This is a genomic window from Bradyrhizobium sp. Rc3b (genome assembly GCF_900114915.1).
Taxonomy (GTDB): Bacteria; Pseudomonadota; Alphaproteobacteria; order Rhizobiales; family Xanthobacteraceae; genus Bradyrhizobium.
Genome location: NZ_FOUS01000008.1, coordinates 49,808 through 65,577, shown reverse-complemented (window position 1 = coordinate 65,577; position 15,770 = coordinate 49,808). Strand labels below are relative to the sequence as shown.

The 15,770-nt window shown below is 64.2% G+C and carries 14 protein-coding genes; 11 read left to right on the top strand and 3 right to left on the bottom strand.

Annotated elements, in window-relative coordinates; translation table 11 throughout:
- Window positions 1-121 precede the first annotated feature (121 nt).
- The 4 genes from BM190_RS19580 (at window position 122) to BM190_RS19570 (ending at window position 3,482) form a co-directional block, all read left to right on the top strand.
- Complete coding sequence (locus tag BM190_RS19580) at window positions 122-379, top strand: hypothetical protein (protein WP_092257914.1); 258 nt, start codon at window positions 122-124, stop codon at window positions 377-379.
- A gap of 174 nt (window positions 380-553) precedes the next feature.
- Window positions 554-2,407 carry a potassium transporter Kup gene (locus tag BM190_RS19575; protein ID WP_092257911.1) on the top strand — a complete coding sequence of 618 codons (1,854 nt, stop codon included), beginning with the start codon at window positions 554-556 and terminating at the stop codon, window positions 2,405-2,407.
- A gap of 110 nt (window positions 2,408-2,517) precedes the next feature.
- Window positions 2,518-2,832, top strand: coding sequence for a hypothetical protein (locus BM190_RS41150; protein WP_244550680.1), 315 nt, complete (start codon window positions 2,518-2,520; stop codon window positions 2,830-2,832).
- Window positions 2,833-2,843: 11 nt separating this feature from the next.
- Window positions 2,844-3,482 carry a phosphotransferase family protein gene (locus BM190_RS19570; protein WP_244550679.1) on the top strand — a complete coding sequence of 213 codons (639 nt, stop codon included), beginning with the start codon at window positions 2,844-2,846 and terminating at the stop codon, window positions 3,480-3,482.
- A 9-nt stretch (window positions 3,483-3,491) separates the two neighbouring features.
- Here the strand turns inward: BM190_RS19570 and gyrA are convergent, their stop codons facing one another.
- Both gyrA and BM190_RS19560 read right to left on the bottom strand, forming a co-directional pair.
- Complete coding sequence (gyrA, locus tag BM190_RS19565; protein WP_092257908.1) at window positions 3,492-6,230, bottom strand: DNA gyrase subunit A; 2,739 nt, start codon at window positions 6,228-6,230, stop codon at window positions 3,492-3,494.
- A gap of 354 nt (window positions 6,231-6,584) precedes the next feature.
- On the bottom strand, window positions 6,585-7,082 hold the full coding sequence (locus BM190_RS19560) for a single-stranded DNA-binding protein (protein ID WP_018317913.1): 498 nt from the start codon (window positions 7,080-7,082) through the stop codon (window positions 6,585-6,587).
- 447 nt (window positions 7,083-7,529) lie between these two features.
- On the opposite strand from BM190_RS19560, the gene BM190_RS19555 reads away from it, so the two are divergent.
- The 6 genes from BM190_RS19555 (at window position 7,530) to BM190_RS19530 (ending at window position 14,427) form a co-directional block, all read left to right on the top strand.
- The gene (locus BM190_RS19555; RefSeq protein ID WP_018317912.1) at window positions 7,530-8,279 is read left to right on the top strand and encodes an outer membrane protein; all 750 of its coding nucleotides are present in this window, start codon (window positions 7,530-7,532) and stop codon (window positions 8,277-8,279) included.
- A gap of 235 nt (window positions 8,280-8,514) precedes the next feature.
- Window positions 8,515-9,189: an outer membrane protein gene (locus BM190_RS19550; RefSeq protein WP_018317911.1), complete on the top strand. Its 675-nt coding sequence runs from the start codon at window positions 8,515-8,517 to the stop codon at window positions 9,187-9,189.
- Between the two features lie 222 nt (window positions 9,190-9,411).
- Window positions 9,412-10,158, top strand: coding sequence for an outer membrane protein (locus BM190_RS19545; RefSeq protein ID WP_092258599.1), 747 nt, complete (start codon window positions 9,412-9,414; stop codon window positions 10,156-10,158).
- Between the two features lie 286 nt (window positions 10,159-10,444).
- The gene (uvrA, locus tag BM190_RS19540; protein WP_092257906.1) at window positions 10,445-13,420 is read left to right on the top strand and encodes an excinuclease ABC subunit UvrA; all 2,976 of its coding nucleotides are present in this window, start codon (window positions 10,445-10,447) and stop codon (window positions 13,418-13,420) included.
- 9 nt (window positions 13,421-13,429) lie between these two features.
- Entirely contained in the window at window positions 13,430-13,816 is a 387-nt protein-coding gene (locus tag BM190_RS19535; protein WP_092257903.1) for a barstar family protein, read from the top strand.
- A gap of 47 nt (window positions 13,817-13,863) precedes the next feature.
- Window positions 13,864-14,427, top strand: a complete 564-nt coding sequence (locus BM190_RS19530; protein WP_092257901.1) for a DinB family protein — start codon at window positions 13,864-13,866, stop codon at window positions 14,425-14,427.
- 49 nt (window positions 14,428-14,476) lie between these two features.
- Here BM190_RS19530 and BM190_RS19525 read toward each other — a convergent pair whose 3' ends face one another.
- Window positions 14,477-15,013 carry an RNA 2'-phosphotransferase gene (locus BM190_RS19525; RefSeq protein WP_092257898.1) on the bottom strand — a complete coding sequence of 179 codons (537 nt, stop codon included), beginning with the start codon at window positions 15,011-15,013 and terminating at the stop codon, window positions 14,477-14,479.
- Between the two features lie 60 nt (window positions 15,014-15,073).
- Between BM190_RS19525 and BM190_RS19520 the strand changes: the two genes are divergently transcribed.
- On the top strand, window positions 15,074-15,712 hold the full coding sequence (locus BM190_RS19520; protein WP_092257895.1) for an HAD family hydrolase: 639 nt from the start codon (window positions 15,074-15,076) through the stop codon (window positions 15,710-15,712).
- The last annotated feature ends 58 nt before the right edge of the window (window positions 15,713-15,770 follow it).

Sequence of the window (15,770 nt, the reverse complement as noted above, 5' to 3'; positions counted from 1 at the left end):
GATACGAAACCATTTCCCGTGCCGGCGAAGACGTCCGGAAACTGGCCATGGTTACTAATCCGGCCAACGAATGACGGGCCGCACACTGGGCGTAGGCGGCCGCATCACAGGGGACTGTCAAATGATCAAGACTCTTTCAGCGATCGCTCTGTCTGCGTGTGTCGCCGCCGCCCTGACCCTCCTGCCCGGCTTTGCCCCGAGCGTCGAGGCCAGCGTGCCGCAGCCGCTGGCCAAGAGCGACCGGCTCGATATCCGCGCCATCGGCAAGGACTGCTCGCAGCAGGCCTGGCCGAATTTCGAGGCCTCCTGCCTGCGCAAGGCCGGCACCAAGGCGAATGTCCGCGAGGCTCGCCTCGTGACCGCCAACCGCACCCCGTAGGCCTGTCAGCTTCACGTCACATAATCCCGATGGAGTTTTGCGACGTCTCGTCGCAGACTGCGTTGCTCGCGCCCGCCGGAATGGCCCGTCGGGCGCGATCCTATCGGGGGGTTGCCATTGTCCAGTACGCCCGCTGTCGTTTCCGGCCACCATCCTGATCCGCTACCGCTTGCCATGACCATGGGCGCCCTCGGGGTGGTCTATGGCGATATCGGTACCAGCCCGCTCTATGCCCTGAAGGAAGCCGCCAAGGCGGCTGCCCATGGCGGCACACTCAGTCACGATGCTGTCCTGGGGATTGCCTCGCTGATCCTCTGGGCCCTGCTGCTGATCATCTCCCTGAAATATGCGCTGCTGATCCTGCGCGCGGACAATCGCGGCGAAGGCGGCATTGTCGCCCTGCTGGCGCTGCTGCATGCCCGCCACGCCCAGCCAGGCACATGGCGCGCCCATCTCCTGGTGGTCGGGCTCGTCGGCGCTGCGCTGCTCTATGGCGACGGCGCGATCACGCCGGCCATCTCGGTGCTCTCAGCCATCGAGGGCCTCAAGGTCGACGCCCCCTCGCTTGCGCCGGCCGTGGTGCCCGTGACCGTCGCCATCCTGATCGGCCTGTTCATGATGCAGAAGCAGGGCACCGGCTTCATCGGCCGCATCTTCGGGCCGGTGATGCTGGCCTGGTTCGTCGTGCTCGCGGCGCTCGGCATCCACGGCATCGTCAAGGCGCCGGCGGTGCTGGTGGCGCTCAGCCCGCTCTACGCCTTCGACTTCCTGATCCACCAGGATTTCCACATCTCGTTCGGAATTCTCGGCGCGGCCTTTCTCGCGGTGACCGGCGGTGAGGCCATGTATGCCGACATGGGACATTTCGGCCGCCTGCCGATCCGCCTCGCCTGGTTCGCCATCTGCCTGCCCGCGCTGGTGCTGAATTATTTCGGCCAGGCTGCTCTCTTGATCACCGATCCCACGATGATCGAAAATCCGTTCTTCCAGCTCTGCCCCGACGCCCTGCACTATCTGCTGGTCGCATTCTCGACGGTCGCGACCGTGATCGCCTCGCAGGCGATCATCTCCGGCGTGTTCTCGCTGACCCAGCAGTCGATCCAGCTCGGCTTCCTGCCGCGCATGCTGATCCGTCACACCACGAGCCACGCGATCGGCCAGATCTACGTGCCGCTGGTGAACTGGCTGCTTGCAGCTGCGACGCTCGGGGCAGTCCTGAGCTTCGGCACGTCGGACGCGCTTGCCGGCGCCTACGGCATCGCGGTGTCGCTGCTGATGGCGATCACGACGCTGCTCGCCGCGCTGGTCGCGATCCAGTGGGGCTATTCGCCCTGGCTCGTGGTGGCCGTGAACGGCGCCTTCTTCGTCATCGACGTGATCTTCTTCTCGGCCAACTCGATCAAGCTGTTCGAGGGCGGCTGGTTTCCGCTGCTGCTCGCCGGCCTCGTCGCCTTCCTGATGCTGACCTGGCGCGCCGGCGTGAAGCTGGTCGAGGCCGCGAGGGGCCGGCTGCGGCAGCCCGAGGAAGATCTGATCGAGACCGCCGTGAACAAGTGCAGCGCAAGGCTGCCCGGCACCGCCGTGTTCCTGGCCTCCGCACCGCGCGGCGTGCCGCTCGCGCTCACCCAGTTCGTCAGGCACAACCGCGTGCTGCACGAACGCGTGCTGCTGGTCACCGTGCTGATCGAGGAGCTGCCGCACATCGCGGACGAGGACCGCGCCGAGGTGATCGAGATCATTCCCGGCATCACCCGCGTGATCCTGCATTACGGCTTCATGCAGAACCCGACGATCTATGAAGGCCTGAATCTCGTCTGCCGCCAGAGCAAGCTGCCCGGCATCGACCTCTCCGACATCACCTATTATGTCGGCCGCGAGACCATCATTCCCAGCGAGGACATTCCGGGCATGTGGGTCTGGCGCGAAGGCGTGTTCGCCTTCCTCCAGCGCAACGCCGAACGATCGGCCGCGTTCTTCGGCGTGCCGACCAAGCAGGTGGTGGAGTTCGGCACGGAGCTGGAGATTTAGGGCATGGCGCGTAGCCCGGATGGAGCGCAGCGCAATCCGGGACTTTTGAACCTTGCGAGAACCCGGATTTCGCTTTGCTCCATCCAGGATACAAGCCTGACCTTGAAGCCATGACAACCAGTGACGCTCCTTCCTTGAAGCTGAAGCCACGCCTGCCGGTCTCGGCCGATCAGGTGCAAGCGATCATCCGCCGGATATACCCGCAGGCATCGCTGCTCGGCATCACAGAGCTACATGGCGGGGAGATCAGCACCGTGCTCGAGATCGCGCTGGCGGATGCGCGCCCCTGCATCCTCAAGGTCTATCCGGAATCGCTGCAATGGAAGATGGCCAAGGAGGTTTACGTCCTGGGGCTCCTGCGAGACCTCGGCACGTCCATTCCCAAAATCCTGCTTGCCGACGACACGCGATCGGTATCGAGCTGAACTATGTGCTCATGACCAAGTTGGAGGGCGTCGTGCTTGGCCGACGCGCGGCAACGCTGTCGGAGACCGAGCTGTTTGCGATCTACGCCGAGATGGGCGCGACGCTGCGCCGGATCAACGACATCACGCTCGACAGCTTCGGCTATATCGGCCCCAACGGGGTCTGGACGGCCCATCCGAGCAACCAAGCCTACATGTCGGCGCAGTTCGACCGAAAGCTCAGGGAGTTTCTCACACGCGGCGGCGATCCAGCTTTAGCCGCGCGTCTTCGCGACAGCGTCACGGCACGACAGCAACTGTTCGAGGCAGCAATCACCCCTCGACTGTGCCACTACGATTTCCATGCCGGCAATGTGCTGGTGACGTCGCAGGGCGCACCACGCCTGACGGGCATCGTCGACTTCGAGAACGCGACATCGGGCGATCCGTTGATGGATATCGCGAAGGCGCTGTACTATTTCACGCCGAAGGATGCGCCAAAGCGCGACGGATTGCTCGCCGGCTGTGGTCAGATGGGGCGCCCCGACTGGCAGGAGACGCTCGGTCTCTATCGGCTGTACTGCACGCTGGAGCTCTGGTGCTGGATGGCACAGATCGGCAAGCGAGAGGCGCTTGCCGACCTCACGAGCGAGCTTGCGAACGGCGTGTAGAACGGGGCATCACGCCCCGTTCCCGTTCTCGCCATTCCCGCTCTCGGCCTCTTCCGTGATGTGCTCGACCGAGACGACATGCTCGTCCTCGGCGGTGTCGAACACGATCACGCCTTGCGTCGAGCGGCCGGCGATGCGGATGCCTTCGACCGGGCAGCGGATCAGCTGGCCCTTGTCGGTGACCAGCATGATCTGGTCGGCATCTTCCACCGGGAAGGACGCGACCAGATTGCCGTTGCGGTTGTTGACGCTCATGGCGACGATGCCTTTGCCGCCGCGGCCGGTGGTGCGGTACTCGTAGGACAATGTCCGCTTGCCATAACCGTTGACGGAGACGGTGAGCACGACCTGCTCCTGCGCCGACATCTCGGCGTAACGCTCCTGCGCGAGCTGGAAGCTGCCGGAGGTCTCCTCGGCCTCGGCGTCCGCGGCGGCATCTTCGGCCACAGCTTCGCCGGCGACGGCGCGGCGCATCTTCAGGTAGGCCGAGCGCTCGTCCGAGGTGGTCTCGACATGGCGCAGGATCGCCAGCGAGATCACCTTGTCGCCTTCGCCGAGCGCGATTCCGCGCACGCCCATCGAGGTGCGCCCGGTGAACACGCGCACATCGGGGACCGGGAAGCGGATACACTGGCCGCCGGCGGCGGTCAGCAGCACGTCGTCGCGCTCGGTGCAGATCTGCACGTCGACGATCGACTCGCCGTCGTCCAACTTCATGGCGATGATGCCGGAGCGGCGGACGTCGACGAAGTCGGACAGCTTGTTGCGGCGGACATTGCCGCCTGTCGTGGCGAACATCACGTCGAGCTCGCCCCAGGTGGATTCGTCCTCCGGCAGCGGCATGATGGTGGTGATGCGCTCGCCCTGCTCCAGCGGCAGGATGTTAATCAGCGCCTTGCCGCGCGCGTTCGGCGCGGCCATCGGCAGACGCCAGACCTTCTCCTTGTAGACCTGGCCGCGCGAGGAGAAGAACAGAACCGGCGTGTGCGTGGAGGCCACGAACAGGCGCGAGACGAAATCCTCGTCGCGGGTCTGCATGCCGGCGCGGCCCTTGCCGCCGCGGCGCTGCGCCCGGTAGGCCGACAGCGGCACACGCTTGACGTAGCCGGCGTGGGACACCGTGACGACCATGTCCTCGCGCTGGATCAGGTCCTCGTCCTCGACCTCGCCTTCCTGCTCGATGATGACGGTGCGCCGCGGGGTGGCGAACTCGGCCTTCACCTCGGCAAGCTCGGTCTTGATGATGCCCAGCACGCGCTCGCGCGAGCGCAGGATGTCGAGATAATCGGCAATCTCGCCGGCAAGCTTGTCGAGCTCGTCGCGGATTTCGTCGCGGCCGAGTGCGGTGAGGCGCTGAAGGCGCAGGTCGAGAATGGCCCTCGCCTGCTCCATCGACAGCCGGATCGTGCCGTCCGCGCTGATGCGGTGACGGGGATCGTCGATCAGGGTCAGCATGTCCTCGACGTCCCGGGCCGGCCAGTCGCGCGACATCAGCGTGTCGCGCGCGGTGGTCGGGTCCGGCGAGGTCCGGATCACGCGGATCATCTCGTCGATATTGGCAACCGCGATCGCCAGACCGACCAAAATATGGGCGCGGTCGCGCGCCTTGGCGAGCAGGTACTTGGTGCGCCGCGTGACGACCCGCTCACGGAAGTCGACGAAGATCGCGAGCAGGTCCTTCAGATGCATGATCCGCGGACGGCCGCTGTCGAGCGCCACCATGTTGACGCCGAAGCTGGTCTGCAGCGGCGTGAAACGGTACAGCTGGTTCAGCACCACATCCGGCACGGCGTCGCGCTTCAATTCGATGACGACGCGGTAGCCTTCGCGATCCGATTCATCGCGCAGGTCGCCGATGCCCTCGATCTTCTTTTCCTTCACCAGCTCGGCGATGCGCTCGACCATCGTCGCCTTGTTCACCTGGTAGGGAATCTCGGTGATGATGAGCGCCTCACGCTCCTTGCGGATGGTCTCGATCGCGACCTTGCCGCGCATGACGATCGAGCCGCGGCCGAGGTGATAGGCGGAGCGGATGCCCTGCCGTCCGAGAATGACGCCGCCGGTCGGGAAATCCGGTCCGGGCACGATGTTGATGAGCTCGTCGATGGTGAGCGCGGGGTTGTCGATCAGCGCGACGCAGGCGTCGATGACCTCGCCTAGATTGTGCGGCGGGATATTGGTCGCCATGCCGACCGCGATGCCGCCGGCGCCGTTGACGAGAAGGTTCGGGAACTTGGCCGGCAAGACCGACGGCTCGGTCTCGTTGTTGTCGTAGTTCGGCTGGAAGTCGACAGTGTCCTTGTCGATGTCGGCCAGCAGGGCCAGCGCGGCCTTGGTCAGGCGCGCTTCGGTGTAACGATAGGCAGCCGGGGGATCGCCGTCGACCGAGCCGAAATTGCCCTGGCCGTCGATCAACGGCACGCGCATCGAGAAGTCCTGCGCCATGCGGACCATGGCGTCGTAAATCGACTGGTCGCCGTGCGGGTGATACTTACCGATGACGTCACCGACCACGCGGGCGGATTTGACGTACTTCTTGTCGGGCGTGTGCCCCTGCTCGTTCATCGAGAACAGGATGCGGCGGTGCACCGGCTTCAGACCGTCCCGGGCATCAGGCAGCGCCCGCGCCACGATCACGCTCATGGCGTAGTCGAGATAGGACTTCTTCATCTCCTCGAAGATGGAGACGGGGCGAATATCCGAGGGTTGCCCCGGCTGGTCGCCGGGCTTGTCGTCGTCGTCAGCCAAGGGGAAATCCGGTGAGGTTTTATCTGGGAATCATATAGCGCATCGAGACCCTGATAACCACCCTCGCAGGCTTCAGGGAAGCGCTTTTTCCGCTTATTTTTCCAATAACTTACGGCCTTAAGGGGAGCGTCTCGGAGGGACCGGGAACAGGCCTTCCGAAATCGCCTCTGGGACCCCTGTCGATCGCGCGTCAACGCGCCCTTCGACGCGATTGCGCTGGGCAATCCGAGTTCAACCCAAACATGAAGCGGGCCCGGAAAACCCGAGCCCTTCCTGCCGATTAGTAAGGTTTGCTGACACGAAATGAGAAGGCGCCGCTCAGCCGGCAGCGCCCCCTGATCGTCCGGTCCGTTCTCAGAACGGGATGTCGTCGTCCATGTCGCTGTTGCGGCCACCGCCGCCGGCGGCGACGGGACGGCGCGGCGCGCTGCTGACTGGACCGGAGGAGCCGAAATCGCCGCCCGGCTCGTCGCCGAAGCTGCCGCCTCCTCCGCCGCCGCCACGGCCATCGAGCATCGTGAGCGTCGAATTGAAGCCCTGGAGCACGACCTCGGTCGAGTACTTCTCGACGCCGCTCTGGTCGGTCCATTTGCGGGTCTGGAGCGCGCCCTCGATGTAAACCTTCGCGCCCTTCTTCAGGTATTGCTCGGCGACCTTGCAGAGCCCTTCATTGAAGATCACGACGCGATGCCACTCGGTCTTTTCCTTGCGCTCGCCGCTGTTCTTGTCGCGCCAGGTCTCGGAGGTGGCGATGCTCAGATTCGCGATCGGCCGCCCGTCCTGGGTGCGGCGGATTTCAGGATCCTTGCCGAGATTTCCAACCAGAATGACCTTGTTGACGCTTCCCGCCATCGCCGCTCTCCACTCCGAATGCCACTGAATTTCCTAAGGCCGAGCGCGCTGCCCGCGTTCCTCTGCGCCCTGTTAAGGCGACCCTATACGCTTGCAGGGGCTGATCAGCCCATCACCCCCGAGGTTATCCCCACATATAGCACCGACCGGCGATCTGTTCCAGATTTGTTCCTCCAGAAATCGCCGCCAATGTGGAGACGCGATGGCATCCAGATGGCGCTGCGATGGCAATCGGGATGGAACCAAATCGGGTTCCCGTGAACGCCAAAAACTACTTAACATTCATTAAGTTAGAGGTAGGTCGATTACATCCAACTGTTGCACTCCGGGCACGGACTCTGCCGCAGAATCGAGCTATCGTCGTGCCTGGAATTGATGCAATGGGCCTCGCGCCTGATCGTCCGCCTTGGGGAACTCAGAGAGGCGGACACGACTGGGGAGATTACAGTGAAGAAGATTTTGTTTGGCTTCGCCGGCGCGGTTGCGCTGACCCTCTCGGCTCCGGCCGGTGCTGCGGATCTCGCAGCGCGTCCCTATACAAAGGCGCCGGTCGCGCCCCCCGCTCCGATCTATACCTGGACCGGCTTCTACCTCGGTGTGCAGGGCGGCGGTGCCTGGGGCCGCAGCGACGAAACCTTCTTTGGCGGTCCGAATACGGCGCTCTTTGCGGGAAGTCAGAACTACGACACCACCGGCGGCTTTGTCGGTGGCGTGGTCGGCTACAACTGGCAGGCGGCCAACTGGGTGTTCGGCATCGAGGGCGACTATCATTGGGCTGACATCAACGGTCGTTCGGCCGAGATCAATGCCGGCCTCGGCGACACCTATTTCACGAGAATCCGCGGCTTCGGCGACATCAAGGGCCGTCTCGGCTACTCGACCGGCCCCGCTCTCTTCTTCGTCAGCGGCGGCGCTGCGGTCGGCGACATTCAGCATCGCTACGATGGCGTCCCCGGAAACGTCTTCATCCAGAACAACACCCGCTGGGGTTGGACCGTCGGCGCCGGCGCGGAATACATGTTCGCTCCGAACTGGTCGGCCAAGGTCGAATACAACTATATCGACTTCGGCAAGAGCACGATTCAGTACAGCCCCGTCGTGACCAACCGGTCCGAGTGGACCGATACCGTCCACACGGTCAAGGCAGGCGTGAACTATCACTTCAACTGGGGTGCGCAGGGCGTCGCGCGGTACTGATATCCCTCTGACATCATTGACGTCTAAGGCCGGCCTCGCGCCGGCCTTTTTCGTTTGGCGCGACGTGAAACGGAAGCAATAAGTCAGTAACCATCACCTTTTCGACTGCTGTGGCTTTTCGGAGACACAACTTGCGGCTTTAGTGGTGTAAGCACGGCATTAGTTGGGCCGTTGAGTCCGCTGCCCTTCCGGTCAGGAAGGCAACAACAGAAACTGGGACTGGGATTAGTTGAAAATGAAGAAGGTTTTGTTGGCTTCGGCCTGTTTGTTCGCTCTCGCTGCGCCCGCTTCGGCGGCCGACCTCGCAGCCCGCCCCTACACCAAGGCTCCGATCGCTCCGGCGGCTGCCGTCTACAACTGGACCGGCTTCTATCTCGGTATCGTCGGTGGCGGCGCCTGGGAAAACGCTTCCGGCGACCCGAAGATGAAGGGTGGCTTCGTCGGCGGCACCGCCGGCTACAACTGGCAGGCCGGCAACGTCGTGTTCGGCATCGAGGCCGATGGTTCCTGGGCTGACGTCAGCGCCTCGGCGACTGCTCTCGGCATCACCGTGTCGTCCAAGACCGACGCGCTCGGCACCGTCCGCGGCCGCATCGGCTGGGCCGTCAACAACGTGCTGTTCTACGGCACCGGTGGTTACGCCTGGATCGACAACAAGGTCAGCGTCAGCGCGCTCGGCGTGACCGTCTCCGACAGCAAGTTCCACTCGGGCTGGACCGTCGGCGCCGGCGTCGAGGCGTTCTTCGCTCCGCAGTGGTCGGTCAAGGGCGAGTACCTCTATCGCAGCCTCGGCGGCGAGACCTACTTCTCCGGTCTCGGCGCTCCGGTCACCACCGGCACGCTCAACTTCCACACCGTGCAGGTCGGCGTGAACTATCACTTCGGCGCCCCCGTGGTCGCCAAGTACTAAGCTACACTTCAACGCCTCGCGTTGCGAAAGGCCGGCCTCGCGCCGGCCTTTTTGTTTTTTGCGCGCCAACCGGCCCGCTCGCGTTTTCGCAGAGATGTGGCCCCCGGGTGACACAACCTTTGGCTTTAATGGTGTAAAGCAATGACATTAATCGGGTCATAGGTCCGCTGGCTCTTCCGCTTTTCGGAAGGTCAGAAAGAGAAACGGAACTGGGGAATGGATATGAAGAAGCTTTTGCTGGCTTCGGCCAGCTTGTTCGCACTTTGCGCGTTGGCACCCGCCTCGGCGGCCGATTTGGCGGCCCGCCCCTACACCAAGGCTCCGGTCGCGCCGATCGCGGTGTACAATTGGAGCGGTTTCTACATCGGTATCAACGGCGGCGGCGCCTCGAGCCGCAACTGCTGGGACGTCAACAATATCTTCGGCATTGCCGGTCCGGACACGGCTGAAGGCTGTCACAATGCGACCGGCGGCGTCGTCGGCGGCCAGGTCGGCTATCGCTGGCAGTCGGCCAACTGGGTGTTCGGCCTCGAAGCTCAGGGCGACTGGGCCAACCTGAAGGGCTCGAATACGAGCTTGGTGCTTGGCCCGCTGGTCAACCAGACCAAGATCGACGCAATTGGCCTGTTCACCGGCCAGGTCGGCTATGCCTGGAACAACGTGCTCTGGTACGTGAAGGGTGGCGCGGCCGTCACGCACGCCAAATATAACGGTCTGCTGGGTGGCGTCGTCCTCGACAGCGCGAGCGAGACCCGCTGGGGTGGCGCGGTCGGCACCGGCATCGAATTCGGCTTCGCACCGAACTGGTCTGTTGCGATCGAATACGACCACCTGTTCATGGGCAAGCGCAACAACTCGTTCACGATCCTCGGCGTCAACGACCGCATCGACCGGATCAAGCAGGACGTCGACATGGGCACAGTCCGCCTCAACTACACCTTCGGCGGCCCCGTGGTCGCCCGGTATTGATCTGAAGTCCTGATCGCTACCGACGTCCCATCGTCACGAAAGGCCGGCCTTGCGCCGGCCTTTTTGTTTTCGCGGCACCTTGCCGCGCAGTTCCGAAAAGCTCCTGCTGCCAGATGCCGCCAGCGCGCCAACATTCCGTTGACGATTCGCAAGTCCCACTGGAAATCCGTCTCCGTTCTTCCTACGTTCGCTGACAACCCCATCGGCGCCGATCCCGGTTCCGGGCGAGCGCGCCTTTTTTATTGGCGCGGTCGCGCACCCATGGGATTCCTTGAGGGCAACTCGGATGGATGAAGTGATCAAGGCGAAGCGCCAACAACAGAACGCGGGCTCCAGCCTGCGCGCAATTACGATCCGTGGCGCGCGCGAGCACAACCTCAAGAACATCGACGTCGAGATTCCCCGCGACAAGCTGGTGGTGTTCACCGGCCTCTCCGGCTCCGGCAAATCCTCGCTCGCCTTCGACACCATCTACGCCGAGGGCCAGCGCCGCTACGTCGAATCGCTGTCGGCCTATGCGCGCCAGTTCCTCGAGATGATGCAGAAGCCTGACGTCGACCAGATCGACGGCCTGTCGCCGGCGATCTCGATCGAGCAGAAGACGACGTCGAAGAACCCGCGCTCCACCGTCGGCACCGTGACCGAGATCTATGACTACATGCGCCTGCTCTGGGCGCGCGTCGGCGTGCCCTATTCGCCGGCGACCGGCCTGCCGATCGAGAGCCAGACCGTCTCGCAGATGGTCGACCGCGTGCTGGCGCTGCCCGAGGGCACCCGCCTCTATCTGCTCGCGCCCGTCGTGCGCGGCCGCAAGGGCGAGTACCGCAAGGAGCTCGCCGAATGGCTCAAGAAGGGCTTTCAGCGCGTCAAGATCGACGGCACTTTCCATGAGCTCGCCGAAGCGCCTGTTCTCGACAAGAAATTCCCGCACGACATCGACGTCGTGGTCGACCGCATCGTGGTGCGCGCCGACATCGGCCAGCGCCTCGCAGAGAGCTTTGAGACCGCGCTGAAGCTCGCCGAAGGCCTTGCCGTCGTCGAGTTCGCCGACGCACCCGCGGCCGCGCCCGCGGAAGAGAAAAAGAAGACGGCGAAGATCCACGACAAGAGCGGCCCCGAGCGCATCCTGTTCTCGGAAAAGTTCGCCTGCCCGGTCTCCGGCTTCACCATTCCCGAGGTCGAGCCGCGCCTGTTCTCATTCAACAATCCCTACGGCGCGTGTCCGGCCTGCGGCGGCCTCGGCGTCGAGCAGCATGTCGACGAAGACCTCGTCATCCCCGACAAGGAGCTCGCGATCGGCAAGGGCGCGATCGCGCCCTGGGCCAAGTCGTCGTCGCCCTATTACGTGCAGACGCTGACCGCGCTCGGCAAGCACTACAAGTTCACGCTGACCACCAAGTGGAAGGACCTGGCCAAGAAGACGCAGAACGCCATCCTCCACGGCTCCGGCGAGGACGAGATCAAGTTCTCCTACGAGGACGGGGTGCGCTCCTACGACACCAAGAAGCCGTTCGAAGGCGTCATCACCAACATCAACCGCCGCTACCGCGAGACCGAGAGCGAGTGGGCGCGTGAGGAGCTGGCGAAGTATTTCCACGACGTGCCCTGCGAGGGCTGCAAGGGCTTTCGGCTCAAGCCCGAGGCGCTCTGCGTCAAGATCGGCGGCAAGCATATCGGCGAGATCTCCGAGCTGTCCGTGAAGGGCGCCGGCGCATGGTTCGAGACCGTGCCGGAGGCGCTGAACGCGCAGCAGAACGAGATCGCCGGCCGCATTCTCAAGGAGATCCGCGAACGTCTCACCTTCCTGCTCGACGTCGGCCTCAACTATCTCACCTTGTCCCGCTCCTCCGGCACGCTGTCCGGCGGCGAGAGCCAGCGCATCCGCCTGGCCTCGCAGATCGGCTCGGGCCTGACGGGCGTGCTCTACGTGCTGGACGAGCCCTCGATCGGCTTGCACCAGCGCGACAACGCGCGCCTGCTCGACACCCTCAAGCGACTGCGCGACCTCGGCAACACCGTGATCGTGGTCGAGCATGACGAGGACGCCATTCTGCTCGCCGACCACGTCCTCGACATCGGCCCCGGCGCCGGCATGCATGGCGGCAACATCATTGCCGAAGGCACGCCCGCCGAGATCATGCGCAACCCGAAATCGCTGACCGGCAAGTACCTGACCGGCGAGCTCGAGGTCGAGGTGCCGGAGCGGCGCCCGCCGAACCATCGTCGCACCATCAAGGTGGTCAACGCGCGCGGCAACAATCTCAAGAACGTCACCGCCGAAATCCCGCTCGGCCTGTTCACCGCCGTCACCGGCGTGTCCGGCGGCGGCAAGTCGACGCTGCTGATCGACACGCTCTACAAGTCCATCGCCCGCAAGCTGAACAATGCCAGCGAGGGCGCCGCCCCGCATGACCGCATCGAGGGCCTCGAGCACATCGACAAGATCATCGACATCGACCAGTCGCCGATCGGCCGCACCCCGCGCTCGAATCCGGCGACCTACACCGGTGCCTTCACGCCGATCCGCGAATGGTTCGCCGGCCTGCCCGAGTCCAAGGCGCGCGGCTACGAGCCCGGCCGCTTCTCCTTCAACGTCAAGGGCGGCCGCTGCGAGGCCTGCCAGGGCGACGGCGTCATCAAGATCGAGATGCACTTCCTGCCCGACGTCTACGTCACCTGCGACGTCTGCAAGGGCAAGCGCTACAACCGCGAGACGCTGGAGGTCCTGTTCAAGGGCAAGAGCATCGCCGACGTGCTCGACATGACCGTCGAGGAAGCCGCCGAGTTCTTCAAGGCGGTCCCGCGCGTGCGCGAGACGTTCCAGACCCTGCACCGCGTCGGCCTCGACTACATCCACGTGGGCCAGCAGGCGACGACCCTGTCCGGCGGCGAAGCCCAGCGCGTCAAGCTGGCAAAGGAGCTGTCGAAGCGCGCCACCGGCCGCACGCTCTACATCCTGGACGAGCCCACCACCGGCCTGCACTTCCACGACGTCAAGAAGCTGCTTGAGGTGCTGCACGAGCTGGTCGCGCAGGGCAACACGGTGGTCGTCATCGAGCACAATCTCGAAGTCATCAAGACCGCCGACTGGGTCATCGACCTCGGCCCCGAAGGCGGCGACGGCGGCGGCGAGATCGTCGCCTGGGGCCCCCCGGAAGACATCGCAAAAGCGCCGCGGAGCTATACGGGCAAATTTTTGGCGCCGGTGCTGAAGAAGGCCGGGAAGCCGAAGCGGCGGAGCACGAGCGAGGCGGCGGAGTAGGACGACGCAATGCCGTACGGCTTCGAATTTGGAGATGATGGCGCATCTCCTGACGTGACCGTACGCGCCAACGTCCCCCGGAACATCGCACACAAAACGGCGCTTCTAGCCGCAATCGCGACACAGCTCAGATTTCCGGATTATTTTGGAGGAAATTGGGATGCGCTCGAGGAGTGCATCTGCGATCTATCCTGGCTGCCAACCGGGCGGGTACTCGTGAAGCACGACGACGCGCCGCTCGTTGACGATGTGCGGAACGCGATTGTCTACGTTGCCATACTGAACAGCGCCGCCCGCAAGATGTCGAAATCGGAGCAACATCCGCTTTCGATCATGTTTCCCACCCAATACCGTGACCAGGTCTTGTGGCTACTTCGATCCAGCGAAAGCTCGTAGAATCAAACGTGCAGGCGGTTTGGCGCTGATCTCGGAGGAAAACCGACATGTCCGCTAGCCTCATTCAAACTTACCGCGCCTTCGCCTACAACAATGCCTGGGCCAACCATCGCCTGCTAACCGCCTGTGCCGCGCTGAGCCAGTCGGAATTCGAAGCCCACCGCACCGGCTTTTTCCCGAGCATCCAGCGCACGCTGAACCACATCTACGTCATCGACCTCTTCTACCTAGATGCACTGGAGGGCGGCTGGCTCGGACCACGGGCCTGGGCGAACGAGGTGCCGTACCCCACGGTTTCCGAACTGAGGCCTGCCCAGGCCGCGATGGACAAGCGCCTGCTGGCCATCTGCGACGCGCTCACGCCCGAGCTGCTCGACGGCCTTGTCCGGATCAACCGGGACACCAGCGTCCAGACCGAACGCCGCGACCGGCTGCTGATGCATCTGTTCCAGCATCAGATCCATCACCGCGGACAGGCGCACGCCATGCTGTCCGCAACCAGCGTCGCCCCGCCCCAGCTCGACGAGTTCTTCGCGGCGGGAGAGGCGCCGCTCAGAGCCGCCGAGTTCGCGGAGCTCGGATGGACCGAGGCGACGATCTGGAAGTCCTAGCGCGTGACCCGGAAGACGGCGCAGCGGCGTTCCGAACGCTCATGCCCGCTCAGCTCAGAAATTCCGGCGGCACATGGTCCGTCAACCACACTCCGTTGTCCGCACGATAGAACTTGAGCCCCTTCGCATGCATGCCGCCCGCATCGACCCTGAAGATGTGCGGCTTGCCGTGGCGCTGTCCGACACGCTGCGCCGTCGCCTCGTCGGAGGACAGATGCACCTGCTGGCGGGCCTGCGGCTTCAGGCCCTCGGCGAGGATCGCATCGACGAACCGCGTCGCCGTGCCGTGGTACAGGATCGAAGGCGGCTCTTGCGGCGGCAAGCCGAGCTCCACCGCTACGGAGTGCCCCTGGGCAGCCCGGATCATCAGCCCGTCCGCTGACAACGAGAATCTCTTCTTGTCGCTGCTTGCGACGACGCCGAGCAGGTCGGCGCGGTCAAACGTCGTCCCCGCCGCATTGGCTTTTTCAACCAGTTCGTCGATATTGACCCAACCCTCGGCACCGAGCGTCAAGCCGATCTCGTCGGGCTTGTGTCTCAGCACGAAGCTGAGGAACTTGCTAAGTTGGACCTGATCGACCGGCATCTGTGTCTTCCTGTTTCACGCTTGTAACATCCGGCCACTTGGCTCGACCACCCCTCCTCCATGCCCTACTCCCTCGTCATCTTCGATCTCGACGGCACGCTTGCCGACAGCTTTCCCTGGTTCCTGCGCACCATCAACGACGTCGCCGACCGCTTCGGCTTTCGGCGCGTTGCGGATGAGGACATCGAGCCGCTGCGGCATGCTTCGAGCCGCGACATCCTCACCCGGCTCGAGGTGCCCTTGTGGAAGCTGCCGGCGATCGCGCGGCATGCGCGGCGGCTGAAGGCGGAGGCGGCAGCGGAGATTTCGCTGTTTGCGGGCGTCGAGACGATGCTGCGGACGCTGGCCGACAACGGCGTGCAGCTCGCGCTGGTGACGTCCGACAGCGAGGACAATGCGCGCGAAAAACTCGGCGAGGCAGCCGCGCTGTTTTCGCATTTCGAATGCTCGGCCTCGCTGTTCGGCAAGCCCGCGAAATTCCGCCGCGTCATCCGCCGCGCCGGCGTGGAGCCCGGCCAGGTCATCGAGATCGGCGACGAGGTGCGCGACATCGAGGCAGCGCGCAGCGTCGGGATTGCCTGCGGCGCGGTGTGCTGGGGTTATGCGGCACCGGCAGCGCTGCGGGCGCTGGGGCCGGATCACGTGTTTGAGCGGATGGGGGAGATTGCAGACGCGGTGTGCAATCGTAGGGCGGATTAGCGCAGCGTAATCCGCCGATCGATCGCCGATGCAAGATGGCGGATTACGCTGCGCTAAT